Below are 19,019 nucleotides of genomic sequence, written 5' to 3' on the forward strand. Positions count from 1 at the left end.
CTCCTATTCATCTTTTAAGCTTAGACCTAACTCGTCTAGCTTTTCTATTACTTCTGTGAGTGACTTTTTACCGAAGTTCTTGATTGTTTTTAGCTCAGATTCGCTAACCTTGATTATATCGCCAACTCTGTCGAAGCCTGCTCTTTTTAGACAATTAAATGATCTTAGACTTAGGTCTAATTCTTCTATTGTCATTGCCAAATCTTCTGAAAGACTATCTTCTTCTTCTACTTCTTCTATTTCTTCTTCTTCCACTTCAGGTGGGAATTGTTGGTTAGGCAATTCGTTGAAGAAAGAGAAGTTTTCTATTAAGATTGATGATCCTTCTGCAAGGGCTTCTTGTGGTGTAATAGTTCCATTTGTCCAAACTTCCATAACGAGTTTGTCATAGTCGGTTGATTCGCCTACTCTTGTATTTTCTACAGTAAAGTTTACTTTCTCAACTGGAGTAAATGATGAATCAATTGCGATTGCACCGATTGGGTCGCTTTCTTTCTTGTTATCATCAGATACCCTATAACCCTTACCATCTGTAACATCCATCGCTATAAATAGTCTTGACTTCTCGTTAACTGTTGCGATGTAGTGGTCAGGATTTGCTATATCTACGGAACTATCTGCTTTGATATCTTTTGCTGTTACAATCTTTGGTCCTTCAATGTCTAAAAACAATGTTACATCTTCATCTACATGTTTTGTAACGTCTAGACCCTTAATGTTTAGAACTATTTCAGGAACATCTTCTACTACTCCATCTATAGTGGAGAATTCGTGAAGCACTCCTTCTATAAGTATTTTTGAGACGCTAGAACCAGGTAAGGATGATAAAAGCACCCTTCTCATACTGTTTCCAATGGTTGTACCATATCCTCGCTCAAGTGGATATAGGGCGAATTTACCGTAATTTTCTTCTTCGTCTATATCCAATATCTGTATATTTGTATCTAATTTTTCGATCATGGTAACTCCTTAGTTCTAACTTTATTTATGCCTACTTAGAGTAGAACTCTACGATCATACGTTCTTCAACTGGGATGTCGATATCTTCTCTTGTAGGGAATCTGTCTACAGTTACTTTTAGGTTTTCTAAATCACTTGATAACCATTCAACTACTCCAAATGTTGCATTTGTTTCTTTGATAGTTTTAAATAGTGTGTTTGATCTAGATTTTTCACGAACTTCGATTACATCGCCTTCAGATACCTTGTATGAAGGAATGTCAACTTGTTTACCATTAACTGTTAGGTGTCCGTGTGTTACGATTTGACGAGCTTCTCTTCTAGTTCTAGCAAGACCAGATCTAAATGCGATATTGTCTAGTCTTCTTTCGCAAAGGATTATAAGTTGTTCACCTGTTTGTCCCTTCATTTTAGAAGCGGCTTCGTAGTATCCTCTAAATTGTTTCTCACTAACTCCATAGATGAATTTAGCTTTTTGCTTTTCTCTTTGTTGCATTCCGTATTCGGAAAGTTTGCTTCTTCTATTTGGAAGAGCTCTTTTGCTTTCTCCTGTATATCCTAGGTATGCTGGAGAAATTCCTAAAGCTCTTGCTTTTTTGTATACTGGATCTTTTGATACTGCCATAGTCTCTCCTTACTAAACTCTTCTTCTTTTTGGAGGTCTACATCCATTGTGAGGAATTGGTGTTACGTCTTTGATCATTGTAACTTCAAGTCCTGCTGCTTGTAGACTTCTAATTGCTGATTCTCTTCCTGAACCAGGTCCTTTAACGTAAACTTCTACAGTTTTTAGTCCTTGATCGATAGCTTTCTTAGCTGCAACATCTGCTGCTTCGCTTGCTGCAAATGGAGTAGATTTTCTGCTACCTCTAAATCCTAATTGTCCAGCAGATGCCCAAGATAGTGCATTACCTTGCATATCTGTAAGGGTCACCATTGTATTGTTAAATGTTGAGTTAATGTGAGCTTGGCCACGTTCAACATTTTTTTTGACTCTTCTTCTTCTAGAAGTAGTTTTCTTTTGTTTAGCCATTTCTTATTAACCCCTTCTACCTTTTCTGGTTCTTGCATTGTTCTTTGTGTTTTGTCCTCTTACAGGAAGATTGTTTTTGTGTCTTAATCCTCTGTAGCTACCGATTTCTCTTAGAGATCTGATGTTCATAGAAACTTCTCTTCTTAAATCTCCTTCGATGTGGTAGTTGTTTAACTCTTCACGGATTTTACCTAATTCTTCTTCTGTAAGATCTTTCATTTTTGTATCAGGATTGATTCCTGCATTCTTTAGTATTTCGTTTGCAGTTGAACGACCTATACCATATATATAAGTTAGTCCAATTTCTGCTCTTTTTTCTCTAGGTAAATCTATACCAGCTATTCTTGGCATTAGCCCCTCCTAACCTTGTCTTTGTTTATGTTTTGGATTTTCGCAAATTACCATAACTTTACCGTTTCTTTTGATAATTTTGCATTTATCACACATTTTTTTAACTGATGCTCTAACTTTCATTTTGACTCCTCATCTTCCGATTATTCTTAATGAATGGGTAGTGCTTGAAGTGTTGGATTTTGCTGAAAATCTTTTTAATTAATCCCTAAACTATGGGACTACTTCTTCCTCCAAGTTATTCTACCTTGGCTTAGATCATATGGAGATAGTTCTACTGTTACTCTATCTCCTTCTAGTATTCTAATGCTGTTCATACGAAGCTTTCCAGAAATGTGGGCTTGGATTTCGTGTCCGTTTTCAAGCTCAACTTTAAATATTGCATTTGGTAGTGCTTCTGTAACAACTCCTGTAACTTCTATAGCATCTTTTTTTGACATCGATAGAACCTCCTTTTCTTGTCCTCATGTCTATTGAACGCCATTTCAAATTGTCTTATATCAATAAGACATTTAACAACTAATTTATCGAAGATCCTATCACTTCGTTTTTTCTTGTTAGCATAAATTAGAATTATTCTCCTAATTTATTCAAAAATTCTTCAAAGACTTTATCTGGAGAATTTGTGCCATCAATACTAAATAATATACCTTTTTCCTTGAAGTAATCAATTAGTACGGCTGTGTGCTCCTTGTAAACATCAATTCTGTTTTTAACTGTTTCTTCCTTATCGTCATCTCTTTGGATAAGTTCCTCTCCACATCTATCACATATTCCTTCTTTTGTTGGAGGATTGTTCTTTACGTGGTAGGTTGCTCCACAATTGGTGCACACTCTTCTGCCAGCAATTCTTTCTATTAGAACTTCTTCTGCTACATCAAAATATACGACATGATCTATTTTTTGATCTCTTTCTTCCATACCTTGATCTAGAGCCTTTGCTTGGTCAAGGTTTCTTGGAAATCCATCAAAAAGAATGATCTTTCCTTCTTTGCTTTCGTCTTTATGCTTATCGAAGGCATCCCATACTAGATCTATTGTTAGTTCATCTGGTACGAGATCTCCTCTATCCATGTAGGATTTCGCTTTGACTCCGAGTTCAGTTTTGTTGGAGATATTATATCTAAATATATCTCCAGTAGCAATCTGAACTGCGTCTTTTTTCTCTATGATCTTATTTGCTAATGTACCCTTACCAGCTCCTGGAGGGCCTAATAAAATAATATTCATCTCTTACCTGTTTAAAAAGCCTTTGTATTGTTTCATTGTCATCATTGCTTCGATTTGTTTAACAGTTTCTATGATTACACCAACTACGATGATTACTGAAGAACCACCGAAGGATATTTGTAGACCTAAAACTCTTGATGCAATTGCTGGAACTATTGTTAGTAAGGCTAGGGCGATTGATCCTATAAATGTAATTCTTGTTGATACATTTGCTAGGAAATCACTAGTTGGCTTACCAGGTCTAATTCCAGGTATGAAACCACCGTTTTGTTGTAGTTGTTTTGCATATTCCACAGTGTTAAATTGGATTTGATTGTAGAAGTATGCGAATACTAGGATTAGTATAGTTTGGATTAGAAGATATACCGCAAATCCAAGTACTGAGTTTTGGAAGAAGTTCGCAACTGAGTTTTGTCCATTTCCACCAAATAATAATGATAGGGTTGATGGAATGGCAAGTACTGCTGATGCGAAGATGATTGGCATTACTCCACCCATGTTTACCTTAACAGGAATGTGGGTTGATTGACCACCATACATCTTACGTCCTACTACTCTTTTGGCGTATTGGATTGGTACTTTTCTTTCACCCTCAGATATTTCAACTACTGCAAGAACTATCAGTACAACGATAATAGCCATGATTATGATGGATACTATGCTAGTTGTATCATAGTGTAGTCCTTGTTTCCATCTAGCTATGGTTCTTGGGAAGGATGCTATAATACCCATAAAGATGATAAGACTTGTACCATTTCCAAGTCCCTTTTCTGTTATGGTCTCACCCATCCATGTTACAAACATAGTACCACCGATTAGGACTATGTTCATCACAACTTTTTGGAAACCTGTTGCGCTTGAAAGTGCTGCTCCGTATAGACCATTTGTTATGGCTATAGCTTGGAATATCGCTAGAGCAATTGTAACGTACCTTGTATATTTTTGGATTGTTTTTCTTCCTTGCTCACCTTCTCTTGATAACTCTTCAAGTCTTGGTATTACAACTGAAAGTAGCTGCATTACGATTGATGCGGTGATGTAAGGTTGTACTCCTAGAGCAAATATTGAAAGTGTGGAAAGTCCACCACCTGTCAACATGTTTAGGTAATCTACAAGTGTTCCTTGGATATTGTTGTATGCATCTGCTAGCGCTTTTGTATCAATAAATGGTATTGGAATATTATTTCCTAGTCTATATACTACTAGCATTAGAAGAGTGAAATAAAATCTTTTTCTTATTTCTTCTTCCTTTGCTGCTTTTTTAATTATATCTAGCATTGCTCACCATGCTTTCTACTAAGCTTTTTTAGATGGGTTGTCCCATTTTTTAGTTTCGATCACATCGATTGTGCCGCCGGCATTTTCGATCTTCTCTACCGCTGATTTAGTAAATTTGTGAGCTTTTACTGTAAGCTTTTTGTTAAGTTCTCCATCTCCAAGAATCTTAACACCTGCTTTAGCTTTGTTTTTATTTAAGAATTTGTTTGCAAATAATAATTCTGGTGTTACTTCTGTTCCATCTTCAAAAGCATTTAGTGTTTCAACGTTGATTGTTTCGTAATACTTTCTGTTGATGTTTCTAAAACCTCTCTTTGGAAGTCTTCTGTATAAAGGCATTTGGCCACCCTCGAAGCCTGGTCTTACTCCACCACCACTTCTTGAGTTTTGTCCGTCTTGTCCACGTCCTGCACGAGTTCCGTTTCCACTACCTGGACCTCTACCTTTTCTTTTGCCCTTTTTTAACTTCTCATTAGGTTGTAATTCATGTAGTTTCATCTTACACCCCTTAGTCTAATTCTTTAACGTCAACCATGAATGATACCTTATTGATCATTCCTCTTGTTGCGTTATTATCTTCTTTTGTAACAGTTTGACCGATTTTCTTAAGGCCAAGTGCTTTACATGTTGCGATCTGTCCATCTTTTCTACCGATAAAAGATCTTTTTAATGTGATTTCAAGTTTCGCCATTTTACTCTCCTTAATAATCGAATTCTTCTACCGATTTGCCACGAAGTCTTGCAACTTCTTCAACAGTCTTCATGCTAGCGAAACCTTCGATACAAGCATTGATAATGTTTCTTGGGTTTGATGAACCTAAGTTTTTAGCTCTGATATCTTTATATCCAGCAAGTTCACAGATAGCACGAACAGGGCCACCAGCGATGATTCCTGTACCTTCTTTAGCAGGCATTAGTAGAACCTTTCCGCTTGCTTTTGCTCCGTGAATTCTGTGAGGAATTGTAGTTCCTACTATTGGAACATTAATCATGTGCTTTTTAGCATCTTCACTAGCTTTTCTAATAGCTTCAGGTACTTCTGTAGCCTTACCAGTTCCGATTCCAACATAACCATTACCATTTCCAACAACTACTAGGGCTGAAAATCTAATGTTACGTCCACCCTTTACAGTTTTTGCAACTCTGTTTATAGCAACTACTCTGTCTTCGAGGTTTAGCTTTTCTACTTCACTTCTTAATAAATAATTCATCTAATACCTCCTCAATTAAAATTTAAGACCAGCTTCTCTTGCCGCTTCAGCTAGGGCAGCAACTTTTCCGTGATATAGGTAGCCGTTTCTGTCAAATACTACAGTTTCGATTCCCTTATCAGCACAAGCTTTTGCGATAGCAGCGCCAACTTTTTTAGCAGCTTCTATATTAGCGTTATTTTTAGCTCCGTCAGCTACCGATTCTTGTAGGGTGTTTGCACTTGCTAGTGTAACGCCATTTACATCGTCAATAACTTGGGCATAAATGTTTGTGTTTGATTTGTATACGCTTAGTCTTGGTTTTTGAGGAGTTCCGCTTACTTTAGCTCTTACTCTTTTTTTACGAGTTAAAAGTTTTTGTTGTTTTGTTTTTTTAGCCATTACTTATCTCCTACTTACCTGTTTTACCAACTTTACGTCTTACATGCTCATCAACGTATCTGATTCCCTTACCCTTGTATGGTTCAGGTTTTCTCCAGTTTCTAATGTTTGCAGCATGTTGACCTACTAATTGTTTGTTAATTCCCTTAACTACAATTGTTCTATCATTTGGCACTTCTACTTCGATTCCTTCAGGATCTGGCATTGTTACTTGGTGAGAGAAACCTAAGTTCATTACTAGATTCTTTCCTTGTTTGTTTGCTCTATATCCTGTTCCTTCGATTTGAAGTGTTTTGCTATATCCTTCTGATACTCCAACTACAAGATTGTTAATTAGAGATCTGTATAAACCGTGATCGACGTTTTGTGCTTTTGTGTAGTTTTCTGGAATTGTAACTAAAAGTTCGTTTTCATTTAATTCTAGTCCTACATTCTTTGAAACTTCGAGGCTATCTTCGCCCTTAGGTCCCTTAACATTTACTGTGCGATCGTTAATTTCTATTGTTACTCCAGAAGGTATTTCAATTGGAAGTTTTCCTATTCTTGACATATATATCTCCTTACCATACGTAACAAATAACTTCGCCACCTACATTTTCACTTCTTGCAGCGCGATCAGTTAATAGTCCTTTTGATGTTGAAATGATTGCTGTTCCTAGTCCGTCAAGTACCTTTGGAACTTCATTTGCTTTTACATAAACTCTAAGTCCTGGTTTTGAAATTCTTCTAAGACCAGAGATTACTTTCTCACCATTTTCAGTATATTTTAAATCAATTGTAAGAATACCTTGTTTGCCGTCTTCTTCTACGTTAAATCCTGTAATAAAGCCTTCATCAAGCAGAATTTGGGCAATAGCTTTTTTCTCATTAGAAGATGGTAATGAAACTTTTGAATGGTTTGCTTTGTTACCATTTCTGATTCTTGTTAGCATATCCGCTATTGGATCTGTCATCATAATATTATTCCCCCTTAATTACCAGCTTGCTTTTCTTACTCCTGGAATTTGTCCATTATTTGCAAGTTCTCTAAAGCAAATACGGCAGATTCCATACTTTCTTAAGTAGCCGTGTGGTCTTCCACAAAGTTTACATCTTGTATATTCTCTTGTGGAGAATTTTTGTTTTCTTTGTTGTTTAGCTCTTAGTGACTTTTTAGCCATTTTTGCTCCTTAATTATTTTCTAAATGGCATTCCCATTAATTCTAAGAATGCTTTTGCTTCTTCGTCTGTTTCAGCTGTAGTAACTATGCTGATATCCATACCATGTAGGAAGTCTACATCATCATATTTGATTTCAGGGAAGATTAGTTGTTCCTTGATACCTAATGAATAGTTTCCACGTCCGTCAAAGCTGTTTGGATTAATTCCTCTGAAGTCTCTTACACGTGGTAGAGAAATTGAGATAAGTTTGTCCAAGAAGTCATACATTTTTTCTCTTCTTAGAGTTACTTTTGTACCAATTGCTTGACCTTCTCTAAGTTTGAAGTTAGCTACAGATTTCTTTGCCTTTAGTTCTATTGGTCTTTGACCTGTGATTAATGCAAGTTCATCTTTTGCAGCATTTAGAAGATTTTGGTTATCTTTTGCTTCACCTAGTCCTACGTTTATAACAATCTTAGTAAGTTTTGGTACTTGGTGAACATTTTCGTATCCGAATTGTTCAGTAAGTTTGCCAACAACTTCGTTTTGATATTTTTCTTTTAATCTACTTGTCATAATATCTCCTTTGAACTAGTCGAATTTTTCTTCTGTTTTAGTAGATACACGAACTTTTTTGCCATCTACAAACTCTACTCTAGTTCTAACACCTTTTTTAAGTTCTTCTGAGTATAGAAGTACTTTAGAAGCATCGATTGGACATTCTTTCTCGAGTCTTCCGCTTTCAGCCCCCATTTGTGTTGGCTTTTGGTGTTTAATTCTAATATTTGCACCTTCGACTATTACTTTTCCTTCTTTTGGTAGGGCCTTTACTACTTCGCCTACATGTCCTTTATATTCACCTGATATTATTTGGACTTTATCGCCTTTTTTAATGTGCATATAATCCTCCTATAATACTTCCGGTGCAAGTGAGATGATTCTCATGAATCCTTCACTTCTTAGCTCTCTAGTAACTGGTCCAAAAATTCTTGTTCCAACTGGGCTTAAGTCGTCTTTGATAACTACTGCTGCGTTTTCATCAAATCTGATTGATGATCCGTCATTTCTCTTAAGACCTCTCTTTGATCTAACTATAACGGCTTTAACAACAGCACCTTTTTTTACCGCTGCTCCGGGTGTTGCACTTTTAACTGAACAAACCACAACGTCTCCGATATTAGAATATCTTCTTCCAGTTCCTCCAAGAACTTTGATTACTGAAAGTTCTCTTGCTCCGGAGTTATCTGCAACTCTCATACGAGTTTCTTGTTGTATCATAATAATCTCCTATATCTAATTAAACAATTTCTGCTGCTTGGCTTACGCGAACGAGTCTCCATCTTTTTGTTTTAGATAGTGGTCTTGTTTCCATTATTACAACTGTATCGCCAACTTTAGCCTCATTTAGTTCATCATGAGCTTTGTATTTCTTGCTTCTGTTAATTCTTTTTTTGTACACTGGGTGTTGGATCTTTTCTTCAACTAAAACTGATATAGTTTTATCCATTGAATCAGATACGACAACGCCTTTAAGTACGTGTCTTCTATTTCTTTCCATGAAACTTAAGCCTCCCTATTTAAATTAAGCTTTCTTTCTGTTTGGATTGTCTTAACTCTAGCTATATCTCTTTTAACAGAACCTATAGCTGATGGATTTTCAAGTTGTCCTGTTGCAAGTCTAAAACGAAGATTGAAAAGCTCACTTTGTAAATCATATAATTGTTTATCTAAGTCTTGGTCTGATAAATTTCTGATTTCTGCTACTTTCATCCTTATTCCTCCGTACCTGTAACTTCAAGTCTTTGGATGAATTTTGTCTTGATTGGAAGTTTTTGCGCTGCAAGTCTCATAGCTTCTCTAGCAACCTCTTCACTAACACCACTCATCTCAAATAATACTCTACCTGGTTTTACTACAGCAACCCAATATTCTGGAGCACCTTTACCAGATCCCATTCTTACTTCTGCTGGTTTCTTAGAAACTGGCTTGTCTGGAAATACTTTGATCCAAATATTTCCGCCTCTTTTGATATATCTTGTCATCGCACGACGAGCAGCCTCGATTTGGTTAGCTGTCATCCAAGTAGATTCTACTGCTTGAAGACCGTATTCACCATAAGTAAGTTCATTACCCTTGTGAGCGTAACCTTTCATTCTGCCTCTATGTTGTCTACGATATTTAACTCTTTTAGGCATTAACATAATAATTCTCTCCTAATTCTTTAAATAGCGATATCCTTATTTATTATTTGGACGTCTATTATTTCTTCTTCTTCTGTTGTTTCTTGGTTGTTTCATCTTTGGTTCTCTTTGAGCCTTTTCTCCTGGAAGAACTTCGCCCTTGTAGATCCATACTTTACAACCAATCTTACCGTATTCTGTATCAGCTTCAGCAAATCCGTAGTCAATGTTTGCTCTTAGTGTTTGAAGTGGGATTGTTCCTTCTGAATATCCTTCGCTTCTAGCCATATCAGCTCCACCAAGTCTACCAGATACCATTGTCTTGATACCCTTAGCTCCTGCTCTCATTGTTCTTTGCATAGATTGTTTCATAGCACGTCTGAAAGCAACTCTGTTTTCTAGTTGGTTTGCAATATTTTCAGCTACAAGTTGAGCAGAAAGATCTTGGTATTTGATCTCTTCAACATTGATGATGATTCTTCTACCTGGAGCAACTTTTTCAAGTTTTTTCTTAAGTTCTTCAACTCCAGATCCACCTTTTCCGATTACCATTCCTGGTTTTCCAGCAAATACTGTAATCTTAAGGTTGTTTACTGCTCTTTCTATTTCTATATCAGAAATACCTGCATCGTATACTTCTTTTTTAACTATTTTTCTGATGTTATAATCTTCAACTAATAGATCTGAGAAATCTTTCTTGTCTGCGAACCATTTTGAATCCCAGTCCTTGATAACACCTACTCTAAATCCTTTTGGGTTTACTTTTTGGCCCATCTTATTCCTCCGTATCTTCTATATCTGCTAGTACTACGCCGATATGACTTGATCTTTTTAGTATTGGATATGCAGCTCCTTTAGCCTTTGGATGCCATCTTTTCATTGTTGGTGCATCGTTAGCGTAAGCTTTTTTGACATAAAGATTAGCTCTATCAAGTCCGTTGTTGTTTTCAGCATTGGCAATTGCACTTTTTAGTACGTCTGAAAGAAGTCTTGCACCTTTTTTGTTTGTAAATCTTAAGATATTAAGTGCTTCGTCTACTTGTTTGCCTCTAATTTCTCTAGCTATATAATGTACTTTAAGAGGAGAAATTCTTTGATATTTAGCTATTGCTTTAACTTCCATTACTCTCTCCTATCTCACTTTGCTTTTAGCTTCAGTAGCCTTCTTAGCGTGGCCTCTGAATGTTCTTGTTGGTACGAACTCGCCTAGCTTGTGTCCTACCATATCTTCAGTAATATATATTGGAACATGCTTTCTACCGTCGTGAACTGCGATAGTGTGTTCTACAAATTCAGGGAATATTGTAGAACGTCTTGACCATGTTCTTATAACTTTTTTCTCATTTTTTTCATTTAATTCGTCAACTTTTTTCATTAAATGATCATCGACAAATGGTCCTTTTTTAATAGATCTTGCCATTATATCCCCCTATTTTTCGTTTCTTCTTCTTACGATGTAAGCTTCAGATTGTTTTTTAGTGTTTCTTGTCTTAACACCCATAGCCTTCTTACCCCATGGTGTCATTGGGCTTGGTCTACCGATTGGTGTTCTACCTTCACCACCACCGTGTGGATGGTCAACAGGGTTCATTACAGATCCTCTTACGTGAGGTCTTCTTCCCATATATCTGCTCTTTCCAGCCTTACCAACTCTGATAAGTTCGTGTTCTGAGTTTCCTACAACTCCTACTGTAGCCTTGCAGTTTAGGTGGATCATTCTCATCTCACCTGATGGAAGTCTTAGTGTTGCGAAGTTTCCTTCTTTAGCCATAAGTTGAGCACCAACACCAGCACTTCTTACAAGAACTGCTCCTCTTCCTGCTCTAAGTTCTACATTGTGGATTGTTGTACCTACTGGGATATCTTTAAGTTCAAGTGCGTTACCTGCTTTGATATCTGCTTCAGATCCTGATTCGATTACATCTCCTACCTTAAGTCCTTTTGGAGCAAGGATGTATCTTTTTTCTCCATCAGCATAAGCAACTAGGGCTATATTTGCAGATCTATTTGGATCGTATTCTATAGTTTTAACTCTTGCTGGGATATTATCTTTATCTCTTTTGAAGTCGATTATTCTATATCTTCTCTTAACTCCGCCACCACGGAATCTAACTGTTGTTCTACCTGTGTTGTTTCTACCACCTTTAGATTTAAGATCAACTGTAAGACTTTTTTCTGGTCTGTCTGTAGTTATTTCTTCGAATGTTGAAACAGACATATTTCTATGACCGTTTGAAGATGGTTTTAATTTTCTAATAGCCATTTAAACCCTCCTTATAGTCCATCGAAGTATTCAATTTCTGCACTATCTTCTGTTAAAGTAACGATAGCTTTTTTCCAGTCAGCTCTTTTACCATATCCGTATCTTGTTCTTACAGATTTTCCAGTATAGTTCATAGTTCTTACATTTTTAACTTTAACTCCGTCAAAAATAGCTTCTACTGCAGCTTTAATTTCTGGTTTGTTTGCATCCTTGTCTACTTCAAAGGTGTACTTGTTCTCGTCAAGCATTTCCATGCTTTTTTCTGTGATTATTGGTCTTTTGATTATTTCGTAAGGTGATCTCATTAGATAAATACCTCCTCAAGCTTAGCAATCGCATCTTTTGTGATAACTAACTTGTTGTGTCTTACTAAGTCGTAAACATTGATAAGGCTTGCTGATGCAACATCTACGCCTTCGATATTTCTAAATGATCTGTATACATTGTTGTCATTTTCAGCTGTAACAACGTAAGCTTTCTTTCCAGCTTCTACTGCGTTAAGTACTGCAGCCGCTTCTTTTGTCTTGTTGTTTTCTAGCTTTAGATCATCTAGTACGATTAGCTCTCCATCAACAACTTTTGATGTAAGAACTGAATATAATGCTTTTCTTCTTAGTTTCTTAGGAACTTTGTAGCTATAATCTCTTGGCTTTGGTGCAAATACAACTCCACCGCCTGTGTAGTGAGGAGCTCTGATTGAACCTTGACGAGCACGTCCTGTTCCTTTTTGTCTAAATGGTTTACGTCCACCACCACGAACCTCTGAACGAGTTTTCGCAGATTGTGTACCTTGTCTTTTATTTGCTAGTTGGTTTTTAACTACTTCATAAACTGAATGTTCGCTTATTTCAGTATTAAATAGAGTTTCGTTTAGCTCTAAAGAACCAACATTTTCTCCCTTAATGTTTAAAATATCTACTTTAGGCATTTATTCCTCCTTAATTAGGCTTTGATAGCTTGTTTGATTTGAACAAGTCCGCCCTTAGGTCCTGGAACTCCACCTTTAACTAAGATGTAGTTATCTTCAACACTTACTTTAACAACTTCAATGTTTTGGACAGTAACTCTTTCGTTACCCATTTTTCCTGAACCTTTTCTACCTTTGAAAACTCTTGCTGGGTCAGAACCTGCAGCTCTTGCACCTGCAACTCTGTGTGATTTTGAACCGTGGCTTGCTGGACCTCTTCCGTAGTTCCATCTTTTGATAGCGCCTTGAGTTCCCTTACCCTTGCTTGTAGCAACAACGTCAACTATGTCTCCAGCTTCAAATTGTTCAACTGTGATTGTATCTCCAAGATTTAATTCTGGAGTTTCCTCTCCAAAGTTGATCTCTCTTAGGAATCTCTTTGTGCTAGCGTTAGCCTTTTTGAAGTGTTCTCTTACTGGTTTTGTTACATTCTTTTCTTTCTTGTCCATGTAACCAACTTGGATTGCGTTGTAACCGTCAGTTTCTACTGTTTTAACTTGTACAACTACGTTTTCGTCAGCTTTTAGGACAGTAACAGGAGTAATAACTCCATCTTCGTCGATGACTTGAGTCATGCCTACTTTTGTTGTAAATATACTCTTCACTGAGTACCTCCTTAATTACAGCGGATTGATGATCCTATCAATTCTTATTGATACGATTATCTTCAATCATCCTAATTACAGTTATAGTTTAATTTCGATGTCGACACCTGCAGGTAAGTTTAGTTTCTTAAGTGCGTCTAATGTCTTTGCATTAGGTCCTATGATGTCGATTAATCTCTTGTGTGTTCTTTGTTCAAACTGTTCTCTTGAGTCCTTGTATTTGTGAACCGCTCTTAAGATAGTAATTCTTTCTATCTCTGTTGGTAATGGAATTGGTCCACTTACTTCGGCTCCTGATCTTTTAACCGCTTCTACGATTTTTTCTGCTGAGCTGTCGATTACTTCGTGATCGTATGCTCTTAGTCTAATTCTTATCTTTTGATTAGCCATTTTTCCTCTCTCTTTCTTTACGCCCGTCCGGGCGTTTGATACTATTATTTGGAAATCGCTTAGGATCATTCCTAAACTTGCTAGGTGAAAGTTTCCTCATGTCTTTGGCCTAAGGCATAAGCAACATCTCACTTCACAGCACTTATATATACTACCTCAAAAACATTAATAAATCAAGTATTTTCTTAACTTTTTAAGCCAAAAAAATAACGACCTTCTCAAATAAATCGGTAGTTATATCTTATAGCTTTTAACTAGCTGTCTTTTAATATACTAGGATTATCATAAATTACAAATTTTTTTCTTAAGTTTTTCGTGAAAATTTTTTATCAATCCTAAAATTATATTATATATAGTAGACATACAACTAGATTTCTCCACTTCGGTCGAAATAAGGGGGGGGATTTGTTTAGTCTACAGTCTAAGGGTCTGACAGCCCCCTTATCTCGAGCGGAGCGAAGCGAAGTCGAGAGATCTCTGGTAGGTTTTTATGCCTTACTAAAATGAAAGAGATCCCTCCACTTCGGTCGACGGTAGCTTGCGGGCTCAACTCTAAAGACCTTCACCTCGCCAAGCCTCGATTAAGGTCTCCCATCAGCTCACTCTGTTCGCTGTGGCCAGTACCATTAGTGATAAGGGAAGTGGAAGGGTGGGGCAGCATCCTCATTATCTCGAGATAAGTGTGGGTCAGATCCCCCCTTCGGTCTAAATAAGGCTTATTTTATCTACTATCCCTACTCTCCGAAAAGAATCTTCTATATATATAAGGCTTATTTCTTATTTTTCTTATCGAGCATTTCTAGGTGGGCCTTCGCAGCCTTCAGATATTCTTTCATTACCTTAATTCTAGCGTATTTCTTTTGCTTGCCTTCTACTATAATCCAAGGAGCATAGTCTACATTTGTCCTATCTAGCATTTCATTCATTGCTTCGATATATCCGTCCCATTTTTCTCTATTTCTCCAGTCTTCATCTGTTATCTTGTAGAGCTTATCTGGAGTGTTTTCTCTTGCCATAAATCTCTTAAGCTGTTCGTCCTTGTCTATGGTTACAAAGAATTTAAGGATGAGACTTCCGTGGTCATAGATTTCCTTTTCCATATCGAGGATTTCCTCGTAGGCCCTATCCCATTCGACTGTTTTGGCGAAGCCTTCTATCCTTTCTACCATGACTCTCCCGTACCAGGACCTAGAAAATATTCCCAAGTAGCCGTCTTCCGGTAGATTTTTGTAAAACCTCCACAAGTAGTGGTGGGCTAGCTCATCTTTTGTTGGAGCGGATATGGCATTTACCTTATAAAGCCTTGGATCTACCTTTTTTACCAGTCTTTCGATAGCTCCGTCCTTTCCTGCGGCATCTACCCCTTCAAAAACTAAGACAGTCGATATGCCCCTTTGGTAGTATTCGAAGGCCATATCCCTTACTTGTTTTTGGAGGTCTTTCTTCTCCTTGTCATATTCTTCGTCTGTTATGGTCTTTTCTAGGTCGATATTTTCTAGGATTTTGACATGATTTTTGTAACTTCTTTCTTGGTTTTCCTCGTCTTTTCTCTGAATTTCGACCCTTTCAATCCCCATACTAATCTCATCAAGAAGGATTCCCAAGGCCTCCTTGCTAGCTTTTTTCTTATCGTTTGAATCTATGATATGCCAAGGACTTGTTTCGAAGTTTGTCGCATTTAGAACCTTCTCGAAGTGGGCCTTGTAGGCTTTGTAGTTCTCGTTTTCCTTCTTGTCTTCTTTTGATATATAAAAGCTCTTCCTGTTGGACTTTTTAAGTTCTTCGATACGCTCTTTCTGCTCCTTCTCATCCACATCTAGGAAGAATTTTACAATTATAATCTTGCTATCGTAGAGCATCTTCTCGTGCTTTCTCAAAGACTCTATCCTCTCATTTAAGAGATCTTCCTTTATATCTATATTCTCAAAGAGCTTATAATAGAAGGATTTGGCAAAGATTTTGATATGACCATTTCTGGGTGTGCTTTCAAAAAACCTCTTCATGGTTGGAAACTTATCGTCGTAGGCCTCGTCCTTCTCGAAGACTTCCACGTCAAAATACTTAGGATTAAGGTCCCTACTTATATCATTTATCACATAGCCCTTGCCAGATGACTCGAAGCCATCAACCATGATAAGGATTGGAATATCTAGGTTCTGGCAAATTCTAGCAAGTCTTCCTACTCTTTGGGCAAGGTCTTTTCTTTTAAAATCACTAAAGTGCATTTCTCTTTTCTCGTTTAATTTCATGAATAATCCCCCTTTATTGATTCATAGCCTATCAAGCCTACAAGTCCTTAAGTCTTTCCTCTATTCTTGCTCTAAGATTTGGATAGGCTCTGATAATCCTTCTCTCAGATTTCTTATCAAAAACTTTCCTTAAATCAAGCCTTATCTTCTCTCCTCTCCTATCGAGATTTTGGCCAAGCTCGCTATTTTCAAACTCTTCTCTTTTTTCTTTAAGGTCTAGGCTTCTTTCTGCGACCTTCTCTCCAAGCTTATCTGAAACTTGCTTGATCCTAGCGGAGGACTTTTCAATCTCCCTGAACTTCTTGTTAATTCCCAGAATCATGTTGACAGTAGCGAGTAGGTCTACAAAAAGGACTAGGGCAAAGATTAGGTCACATCCCAAAAGAAAGCTAGTCGAAAAATGACTTACAAATTGGGCAATGACAGGATGGATTGCTTCATATAGGATAAAGCAAAGTGCAGCCCAGATTAAAGAAAACTCAAGGCAAATATAGCCTCCTATATTGAGGACCTTATCGGAGTAGTCCCACCACTTCATATGAAAAAGTTTCTCCAAAACAAAGCCTGTGATAAGCTCGATTAGACTTGCTATAAACATAGAGGCGATTAGCAAAACTAGCTTGTTAGACGAATCCACCAAGCTCAAAAAGTACAAGACTGCCACAGCACCAAAGCCATATACAGGGCAATAGGGCCCATTAAGGAAACCACTATTGACGAAAACTCCCCTCCTCATAGCCTTAAAGGAAACTTCAAGTATCCAGCCTATAAAGGCATAGATAAAAAAATAAGTTAAATAATATTCAAAATTCATAACTACCCTTTCTATGATAATTCCTATATTATAGATAATTATACCCGCTTTGGGACAATAATATATTGCTTAGAAAATAAATATATAGAACTTTCCCTTATCTTAAACAAAGCAAAGGTTATATGGGGTGTATGATAATATAAAGATTATGTGCTTGCCATAAGGGATGTCTCGGATTTGCTCGACAGTAGGAAGGCGAAAGAAAACAAAGTTTTCTCTAAATCTCCCTTACCTCGACCGAAGCGGAGAGGTCTCACAATCTATATTAAAATGCAAGTAATTAAAATTTTTAATAATAGCATTTCACTCAATTATCGCAATCTCAAAAAAGGAAGTGGTTGAGAGGTCTACAGTCTAAGACGACATGTATAATTAAAGATAAAGTATATCTAAGAAACTACATTTATCTCAAGAGGCTTCTCCACAAGGTCGAAGCAAGGGAAAAAATTTTGAACAATGAATTGTAATCAATCCCACTCCCTTATGTCGAGCGGAGCGAAGTCGAGACATCCCTATATTTAATAAAATAAATACACCTTATAATTATTTCTCAAGTAATTTTGAAATTTCTACCTACTTGTGTTAGAGTGTTTAGAGAATATAAGAGCTTATAGCTTACACTTATCATAAATCGAGAGGAAACATCATGAAAGAAAATAATAAAATTTCGGCCAAGGCTTTGATTCCCTTTGCTATATTCATCGGCCTTTACCTAGCCACAGGCCTTTTTCTCCAAATCAAAGGAGTCGAGATGGCCTTTTACCAACTACCTGCCCCTATAGCAGTCTTTGTCGCAATTATAGTAGCCTTTTTTATCTTTGAAGGAAGTATAGAAGATAAGTTCGATACCCTAGTTTCAGGTTGTGGGGACTCTAATATTATAATTATGTGTTTGATCTACCTACTAGCGGGAGCCTTCTCCTCCCTTGCCAAGGCCTCTGGCGGAGTGGACTCTGTAGTTGCCCTAGGACTTGCCTTTATACCAAGTGGCTTTCTTACAGCAGGAGTCTTTCTCATAGCTTCCTTTATATCCATTGCTACAGGATCATCTGTAGGCACTATCACTGCCCTTGGCCCAATCGCAGTAGGACTTGCTAATACTAGCGGTATAAGCCTTGCCCTAATGCTAGGAGCCTTGGTGGGAGGGGCCATGTTTGGGGACAATCTTTCCATAATCTCCGATACAACCATAGCCGCAACTAGGAGTCAGGGTTGTGATATGAAGGATAAGTTTAAGATGAATGCCAAAATCGCCATACCCTCCGCAATCCTAACCCTTATCCTCCTTCTAGTATTCGGAGCGCCGAAAGTTACTACAAGTCCGACAGACCTTACTTACGACCTTTTATCAATTATCCCCTATCTGTTTGTCCTTATAGTTGCCCTTATGGGAGTCAATGTATTTGTCGTACTTACTGGAGCAATTGGACTTTCCTCAGCTCTTTTGCTCCTAAGAGGATCTTCCATTATAGATATATCCCAAATTATCTGGGAAGGCTTTACAGGAATGTTTGAGATTTTCCTTCTTTCCATGCTTATAGGAGGCCTGTCCAAGATGGTTGCAGATGAAGGAGGAATCAATTGGATAATATCCAAGATTAAAATCTTCGCCACAGACCTTAGGACAGGAGAGCTTGGCATAGGTCTTCTCGTCTGTCTAGCGGATATCTGTGTCGCTAACAACACCGTAGCAATCATAATCTCAGGGCCTATAGCTAAGAAGATGTCTAGAGAATTCGAGATTGACCCAAGGCGTAGTGCCTCCCTCCTCGATACCTTCTCCTGTGTCTTCCAGGGAATCATCCCCTACTCTGCCCAGGTCCTCATTGCAGCAGGCTTTACCGGAGGAGCCCTCGCTCCCTTCGAGCTTATACCCTTCTTCTGGTATCAATTTATCCTTGGCATCCTCGCCATAATCTCAATCCTAGCTCCTAGAGACCATAAAGAATAAACCTAATTTTAGGCAA

General features: G+C 37.5%; 32 protein-coding genes. 1 reads left to right on the forward strand and 31 read right to left on the reverse strand.

All coding sequences use genetic code 11. The features are described 5' to 3' along the window. Nucleotides 1–3: 3 nt before the first annotated feature. The 31 genes from APRE_RS07935 to APRE_RS08085 form a co-directional block, all read right to left on the reverse strand. A complete protein-coding gene (locus APRE_RS07935; RefSeq protein WP_015778466.1) occupies nucleotides 4–960 on the reverse strand; it encodes a DNA-directed RNA polymerase subunit alpha in 957 nt (318 codons plus the stop codon). Nucleotides 961–991: 31 nt separating this feature from the next. Beyond that, nucleotides 992–1,585 carry a 30S ribosomal protein S4 gene (gene rpsD, locus APRE_RS07940; protein WP_015778467.1) on the reverse strand — a complete coding sequence of 198 codons (594 nt, stop codon included), beginning with the start codon at nucleotides 1,583–1,585 and terminating at the stop codon, nucleotides 992–994. Nucleotides 1,586–1,597: 12 nt separating this feature from the next. Further along, complete coding sequence (gene rpsK / locus APRE_RS07945; protein ID WP_015778468.1) at nucleotides 1,598–1,993, reverse strand: 30S ribosomal protein S11; 396 nt, start codon at nucleotides 1,991–1,993, stop codon at nucleotides 1,598–1,600. A gap of 6 nt (nucleotides 1,994–1,999) precedes the next feature. Beyond that, complete coding sequence (gene rpsM / locus APRE_RS07950; protein WP_015778469.1) at nucleotides 2,000–2,344, reverse strand: 30S ribosomal protein S13; 345 nt, start codon at nucleotides 2,342–2,344, stop codon at nucleotides 2,000–2,002. A gap of 9 nt (nucleotides 2,345–2,353) precedes the next feature. Next, nucleotides 2,354–2,467, reverse strand: a complete 114-nt coding sequence (gene rpmJ / locus APRE_RS07955) for a 50S ribosomal protein L36 (protein ID WP_004818043.1) — start codon at nucleotides 2,465–2,467, stop codon at nucleotides 2,354–2,356. Between the two features lie 98 nt (nucleotides 2,468–2,565). Further along, nucleotides 2,566–2,784: a translation initiation factor IF-1 gene (infA, locus tag APRE_RS07960; protein WP_015778470.1), complete on the reverse strand. Its 219-nt coding sequence runs from the start codon at nucleotides 2,782–2,784 to the stop codon at nucleotides 2,566–2,568. 133 nt (nucleotides 2,785–2,917) lie between these two features. Next, a complete protein-coding gene (locus APRE_RS07965; protein WP_015778471.1) occupies nucleotides 2,918–3,574 on the reverse strand; it encodes an adenylate kinase in 657 nt (218 codons plus the stop codon). A gap of 3 nt (nucleotides 3,575–3,577) precedes the next feature. Beyond that, nucleotides 3,578–4,852, reverse strand: coding sequence for a preprotein translocase subunit SecY (gene secY / locus APRE_RS07970; protein ID WP_015778472.1), 1,275 nt, complete (start codon nucleotides 4,850–4,852; stop codon nucleotides 3,578–3,580). A gap of 18 nt (nucleotides 4,853–4,870) precedes the next feature. Further along, complete coding sequence (gene rplO, locus APRE_RS07975; protein ID WP_015778473.1) at nucleotides 4,871–5,350, reverse strand: 50S ribosomal protein L15; 480 nt, start codon at nucleotides 5,348–5,350, stop codon at nucleotides 4,871–4,873. 10 nt (nucleotides 5,351–5,360) lie between these two features. Then, a complete protein-coding gene (gene rpmD, locus APRE_RS07980) occupies nucleotides 5,361–5,543 on the reverse strand; it encodes a 50S ribosomal protein L30 (protein WP_015778474.1) in 183 nt (60 codons plus the stop codon). Between the two features lie 10 nt (nucleotides 5,544–5,553). After that, complete coding sequence (gene rpsE, locus APRE_RS07985) at nucleotides 5,554–6,063, reverse strand: 30S ribosomal protein S5 (protein WP_015778475.1); 510 nt, start codon at nucleotides 6,061–6,063, stop codon at nucleotides 5,554–5,556. A 15-nt stretch (nucleotides 6,064–6,078) separates the two neighbouring features. After that, the gene (gene rplR / locus APRE_RS07990; RefSeq protein WP_015778476.1) at nucleotides 6,079–6,444 is read right to left on the reverse strand and encodes a 50S ribosomal protein L18; all 366 of its coding nucleotides are present in this window, start codon (nucleotides 6,442–6,444) and stop codon (nucleotides 6,079–6,081) included. Nucleotides 6,445–6,454: 10 nt separating this feature from the next. After that, a complete protein-coding gene (rplF, locus tag APRE_RS07995) occupies nucleotides 6,455–6,994 on the reverse strand; it encodes a 50S ribosomal protein L6 (protein WP_015778477.1) in 540 nt (179 codons plus the stop codon). 10 nt (nucleotides 6,995–7,004) lie between these two features. Continuing rightward, the gene (rpsH, locus tag APRE_RS08000) at nucleotides 7,005–7,400 is read right to left on the reverse strand and encodes a 30S ribosomal protein S8 (protein ID WP_015778478.1); all 396 of its coding nucleotides are present in this window, start codon (nucleotides 7,398–7,400) and stop codon (nucleotides 7,005–7,007) included. Nucleotides 7,401–7,418: 18 nt separating this feature from the next. Continuing rightward, nucleotides 7,419–7,604 carry a type Z 30S ribosomal protein S14 gene (locus APRE_RS08005; protein WP_004836723.1) on the reverse strand — a complete coding sequence of 62 codons (186 nt, stop codon included), beginning with the start codon at nucleotides 7,602–7,604 and terminating at the stop codon, nucleotides 7,419–7,421. Nucleotides 7,605–7,617: 13 nt separating this feature from the next. Further along, a complete protein-coding gene (gene rplE, locus APRE_RS08010; protein WP_015778479.1) occupies nucleotides 7,618–8,160 on the reverse strand; it encodes a 50S ribosomal protein L5 in 543 nt (180 codons plus the stop codon). A gap of 15 nt (nucleotides 8,161–8,175) precedes the next feature. Then, complete coding sequence (gene rplX, locus APRE_RS08015; RefSeq protein ID WP_015778480.1) at nucleotides 8,176–8,484, reverse strand: 50S ribosomal protein L24; 309 nt, start codon at nucleotides 8,482–8,484, stop codon at nucleotides 8,176–8,178. Between the two features lie 9 nt (nucleotides 8,485–8,493). Beyond that, nucleotides 8,494–8,862 carry a 50S ribosomal protein L14 gene (gene rplN / locus APRE_RS08020; protein WP_015778481.1) on the reverse strand — a complete coding sequence of 123 codons (369 nt, stop codon included), beginning with the start codon at nucleotides 8,860–8,862 and terminating at the stop codon, nucleotides 8,494–8,496. A gap of 19 nt (nucleotides 8,863–8,881) precedes the next feature. Continuing rightward, on the reverse strand, nucleotides 8,882–9,142 hold the full coding sequence (gene rpsQ / locus APRE_RS08025; protein WP_015778482.1) for a 30S ribosomal protein S17: 261 nt from the start codon (nucleotides 9,140–9,142) through the stop codon (nucleotides 8,882–8,884). A 5-nt stretch (nucleotides 9,143–9,147) separates the two neighbouring features. Then, nucleotides 9,148–9,354, reverse strand: coding sequence for a 50S ribosomal protein L29 (gene rpmC, locus APRE_RS08030; RefSeq protein WP_015778483.1), 207 nt, complete (start codon nucleotides 9,352–9,354; stop codon nucleotides 9,148–9,150). 2 nt (nucleotides 9,355–9,356) lie between these two features. Then, nucleotides 9,357–9,785, reverse strand: a complete 429-nt coding sequence (gene rplP, locus APRE_RS08035) for a 50S ribosomal protein L16 (protein ID WP_015778484.1) — start codon at nucleotides 9,783–9,785, stop codon at nucleotides 9,357–9,359. Nucleotides 9,786–9,821: 36 nt separating this feature from the next. After that, nucleotides 9,822–10,538, reverse strand: a complete 717-nt coding sequence (rpsC, locus tag APRE_RS08040) for a 30S ribosomal protein S3 (RefSeq protein WP_015778485.1) — start codon at nucleotides 10,536–10,538, stop codon at nucleotides 9,822–9,824. Between the two features lies 1 nt (nucleotide 10,539). Next, complete coding sequence (gene rplV / locus APRE_RS08045; RefSeq protein ID WP_015778486.1) at nucleotides 10,540–10,887, reverse strand: 50S ribosomal protein L22; 348 nt, start codon at nucleotides 10,885–10,887, stop codon at nucleotides 10,540–10,542. Nucleotides 10,888–10,896: 9 nt separating this feature from the next. Next, nucleotides 10,897–11,184 (reverse strand): 30S ribosomal protein S19, encoded by a 288-nt coding sequence (gene rpsS, locus APRE_RS08050; protein WP_015778487.1) that lies wholly within the window; start codon nucleotides 11,182–11,184, stop codon nucleotides 10,897–10,899. A 9-nt stretch (nucleotides 11,185–11,193) separates the two neighbouring features. After that, on the reverse strand, nucleotides 11,194–12,027 hold the full coding sequence (gene rplB / locus APRE_RS08055) for a 50S ribosomal protein L2 (RefSeq protein WP_015778488.1): 834 nt from the start codon (nucleotides 12,025–12,027) through the stop codon (nucleotides 11,194–11,196). 11 nt (nucleotides 12,028–12,038) lie between these two features. After that, complete coding sequence (gene rplW / locus APRE_RS08060) at nucleotides 12,039–12,332, reverse strand: 50S ribosomal protein L23 (protein ID WP_015778489.1); 294 nt, start codon at nucleotides 12,330–12,332, stop codon at nucleotides 12,039–12,041. Next, nucleotides 12,332–12,955 (reverse strand): 50S ribosomal protein L4, encoded by a 624-nt coding sequence (rplD, locus tag APRE_RS08065; RefSeq protein WP_015778490.1) that lies wholly within the window; start codon nucleotides 12,953–12,955, stop codon nucleotides 12,332–12,334. Before rplD ends, rplW begins: the two co-directional genes overlap by 1 nt. A gap of 14 nt (nucleotides 12,956–12,969) precedes the next feature. After that, nucleotides 12,970–13,599, reverse strand: coding sequence for a 50S ribosomal protein L3 (gene rplC / locus APRE_RS08070; protein ID WP_015778491.1), 630 nt, complete (start codon nucleotides 13,597–13,599; stop codon nucleotides 12,970–12,972). Between the two features lie 81 nt (nucleotides 13,600–13,680). Further along, entirely contained in the window at nucleotides 13,681–13,989 is a 309-nt protein-coding gene (rpsJ, locus tag APRE_RS08075; protein ID WP_015778492.1) for a 30S ribosomal protein S10, read from the reverse strand. A 770-nt stretch (nucleotides 13,990–14,759) separates the two neighbouring features. Next, nucleotides 14,760–16,238, reverse strand: a complete 1,479-nt coding sequence (locus APRE_RS08080) for a hypothetical protein (protein WP_015778493.1) — start codon at nucleotides 16,236–16,238, stop codon at nucleotides 14,760–14,762. 37 nt (nucleotides 16,239–16,275) lie between these two features. Continuing rightward, nucleotides 16,276–17,052 (reverse strand): putative ABC transporter permease, encoded by a 777-nt coding sequence (locus APRE_RS08085; protein ID WP_015778494.1) that lies wholly within the window; start codon nucleotides 17,050–17,052, stop codon nucleotides 16,276–16,278. 646 nt (nucleotides 17,053–17,698) lie between these two features. Between APRE_RS08085 and APRE_RS08090 the strand changes: the two genes are divergently transcribed. Continuing rightward, nucleotides 17,699–19,003, forward strand: coding sequence for a Na+/H+ antiporter NhaC family protein (locus APRE_RS08090; RefSeq protein WP_015778495.1), 1,305 nt, complete (start codon nucleotides 17,699–17,701; stop codon nucleotides 19,001–19,003). Nucleotides 19,004–19,019: the final 16 nt, after the last annotated feature.

It is taken from the genome of Anaerococcus prevotii DSM 20548 (assembly GCF_000024105.1).
Lineage (GTDB): Bacteria > Bacillota > Clostridia > Tissierellales > Peptoniphilaceae > Anaerococcus > Anaerococcus prevotii.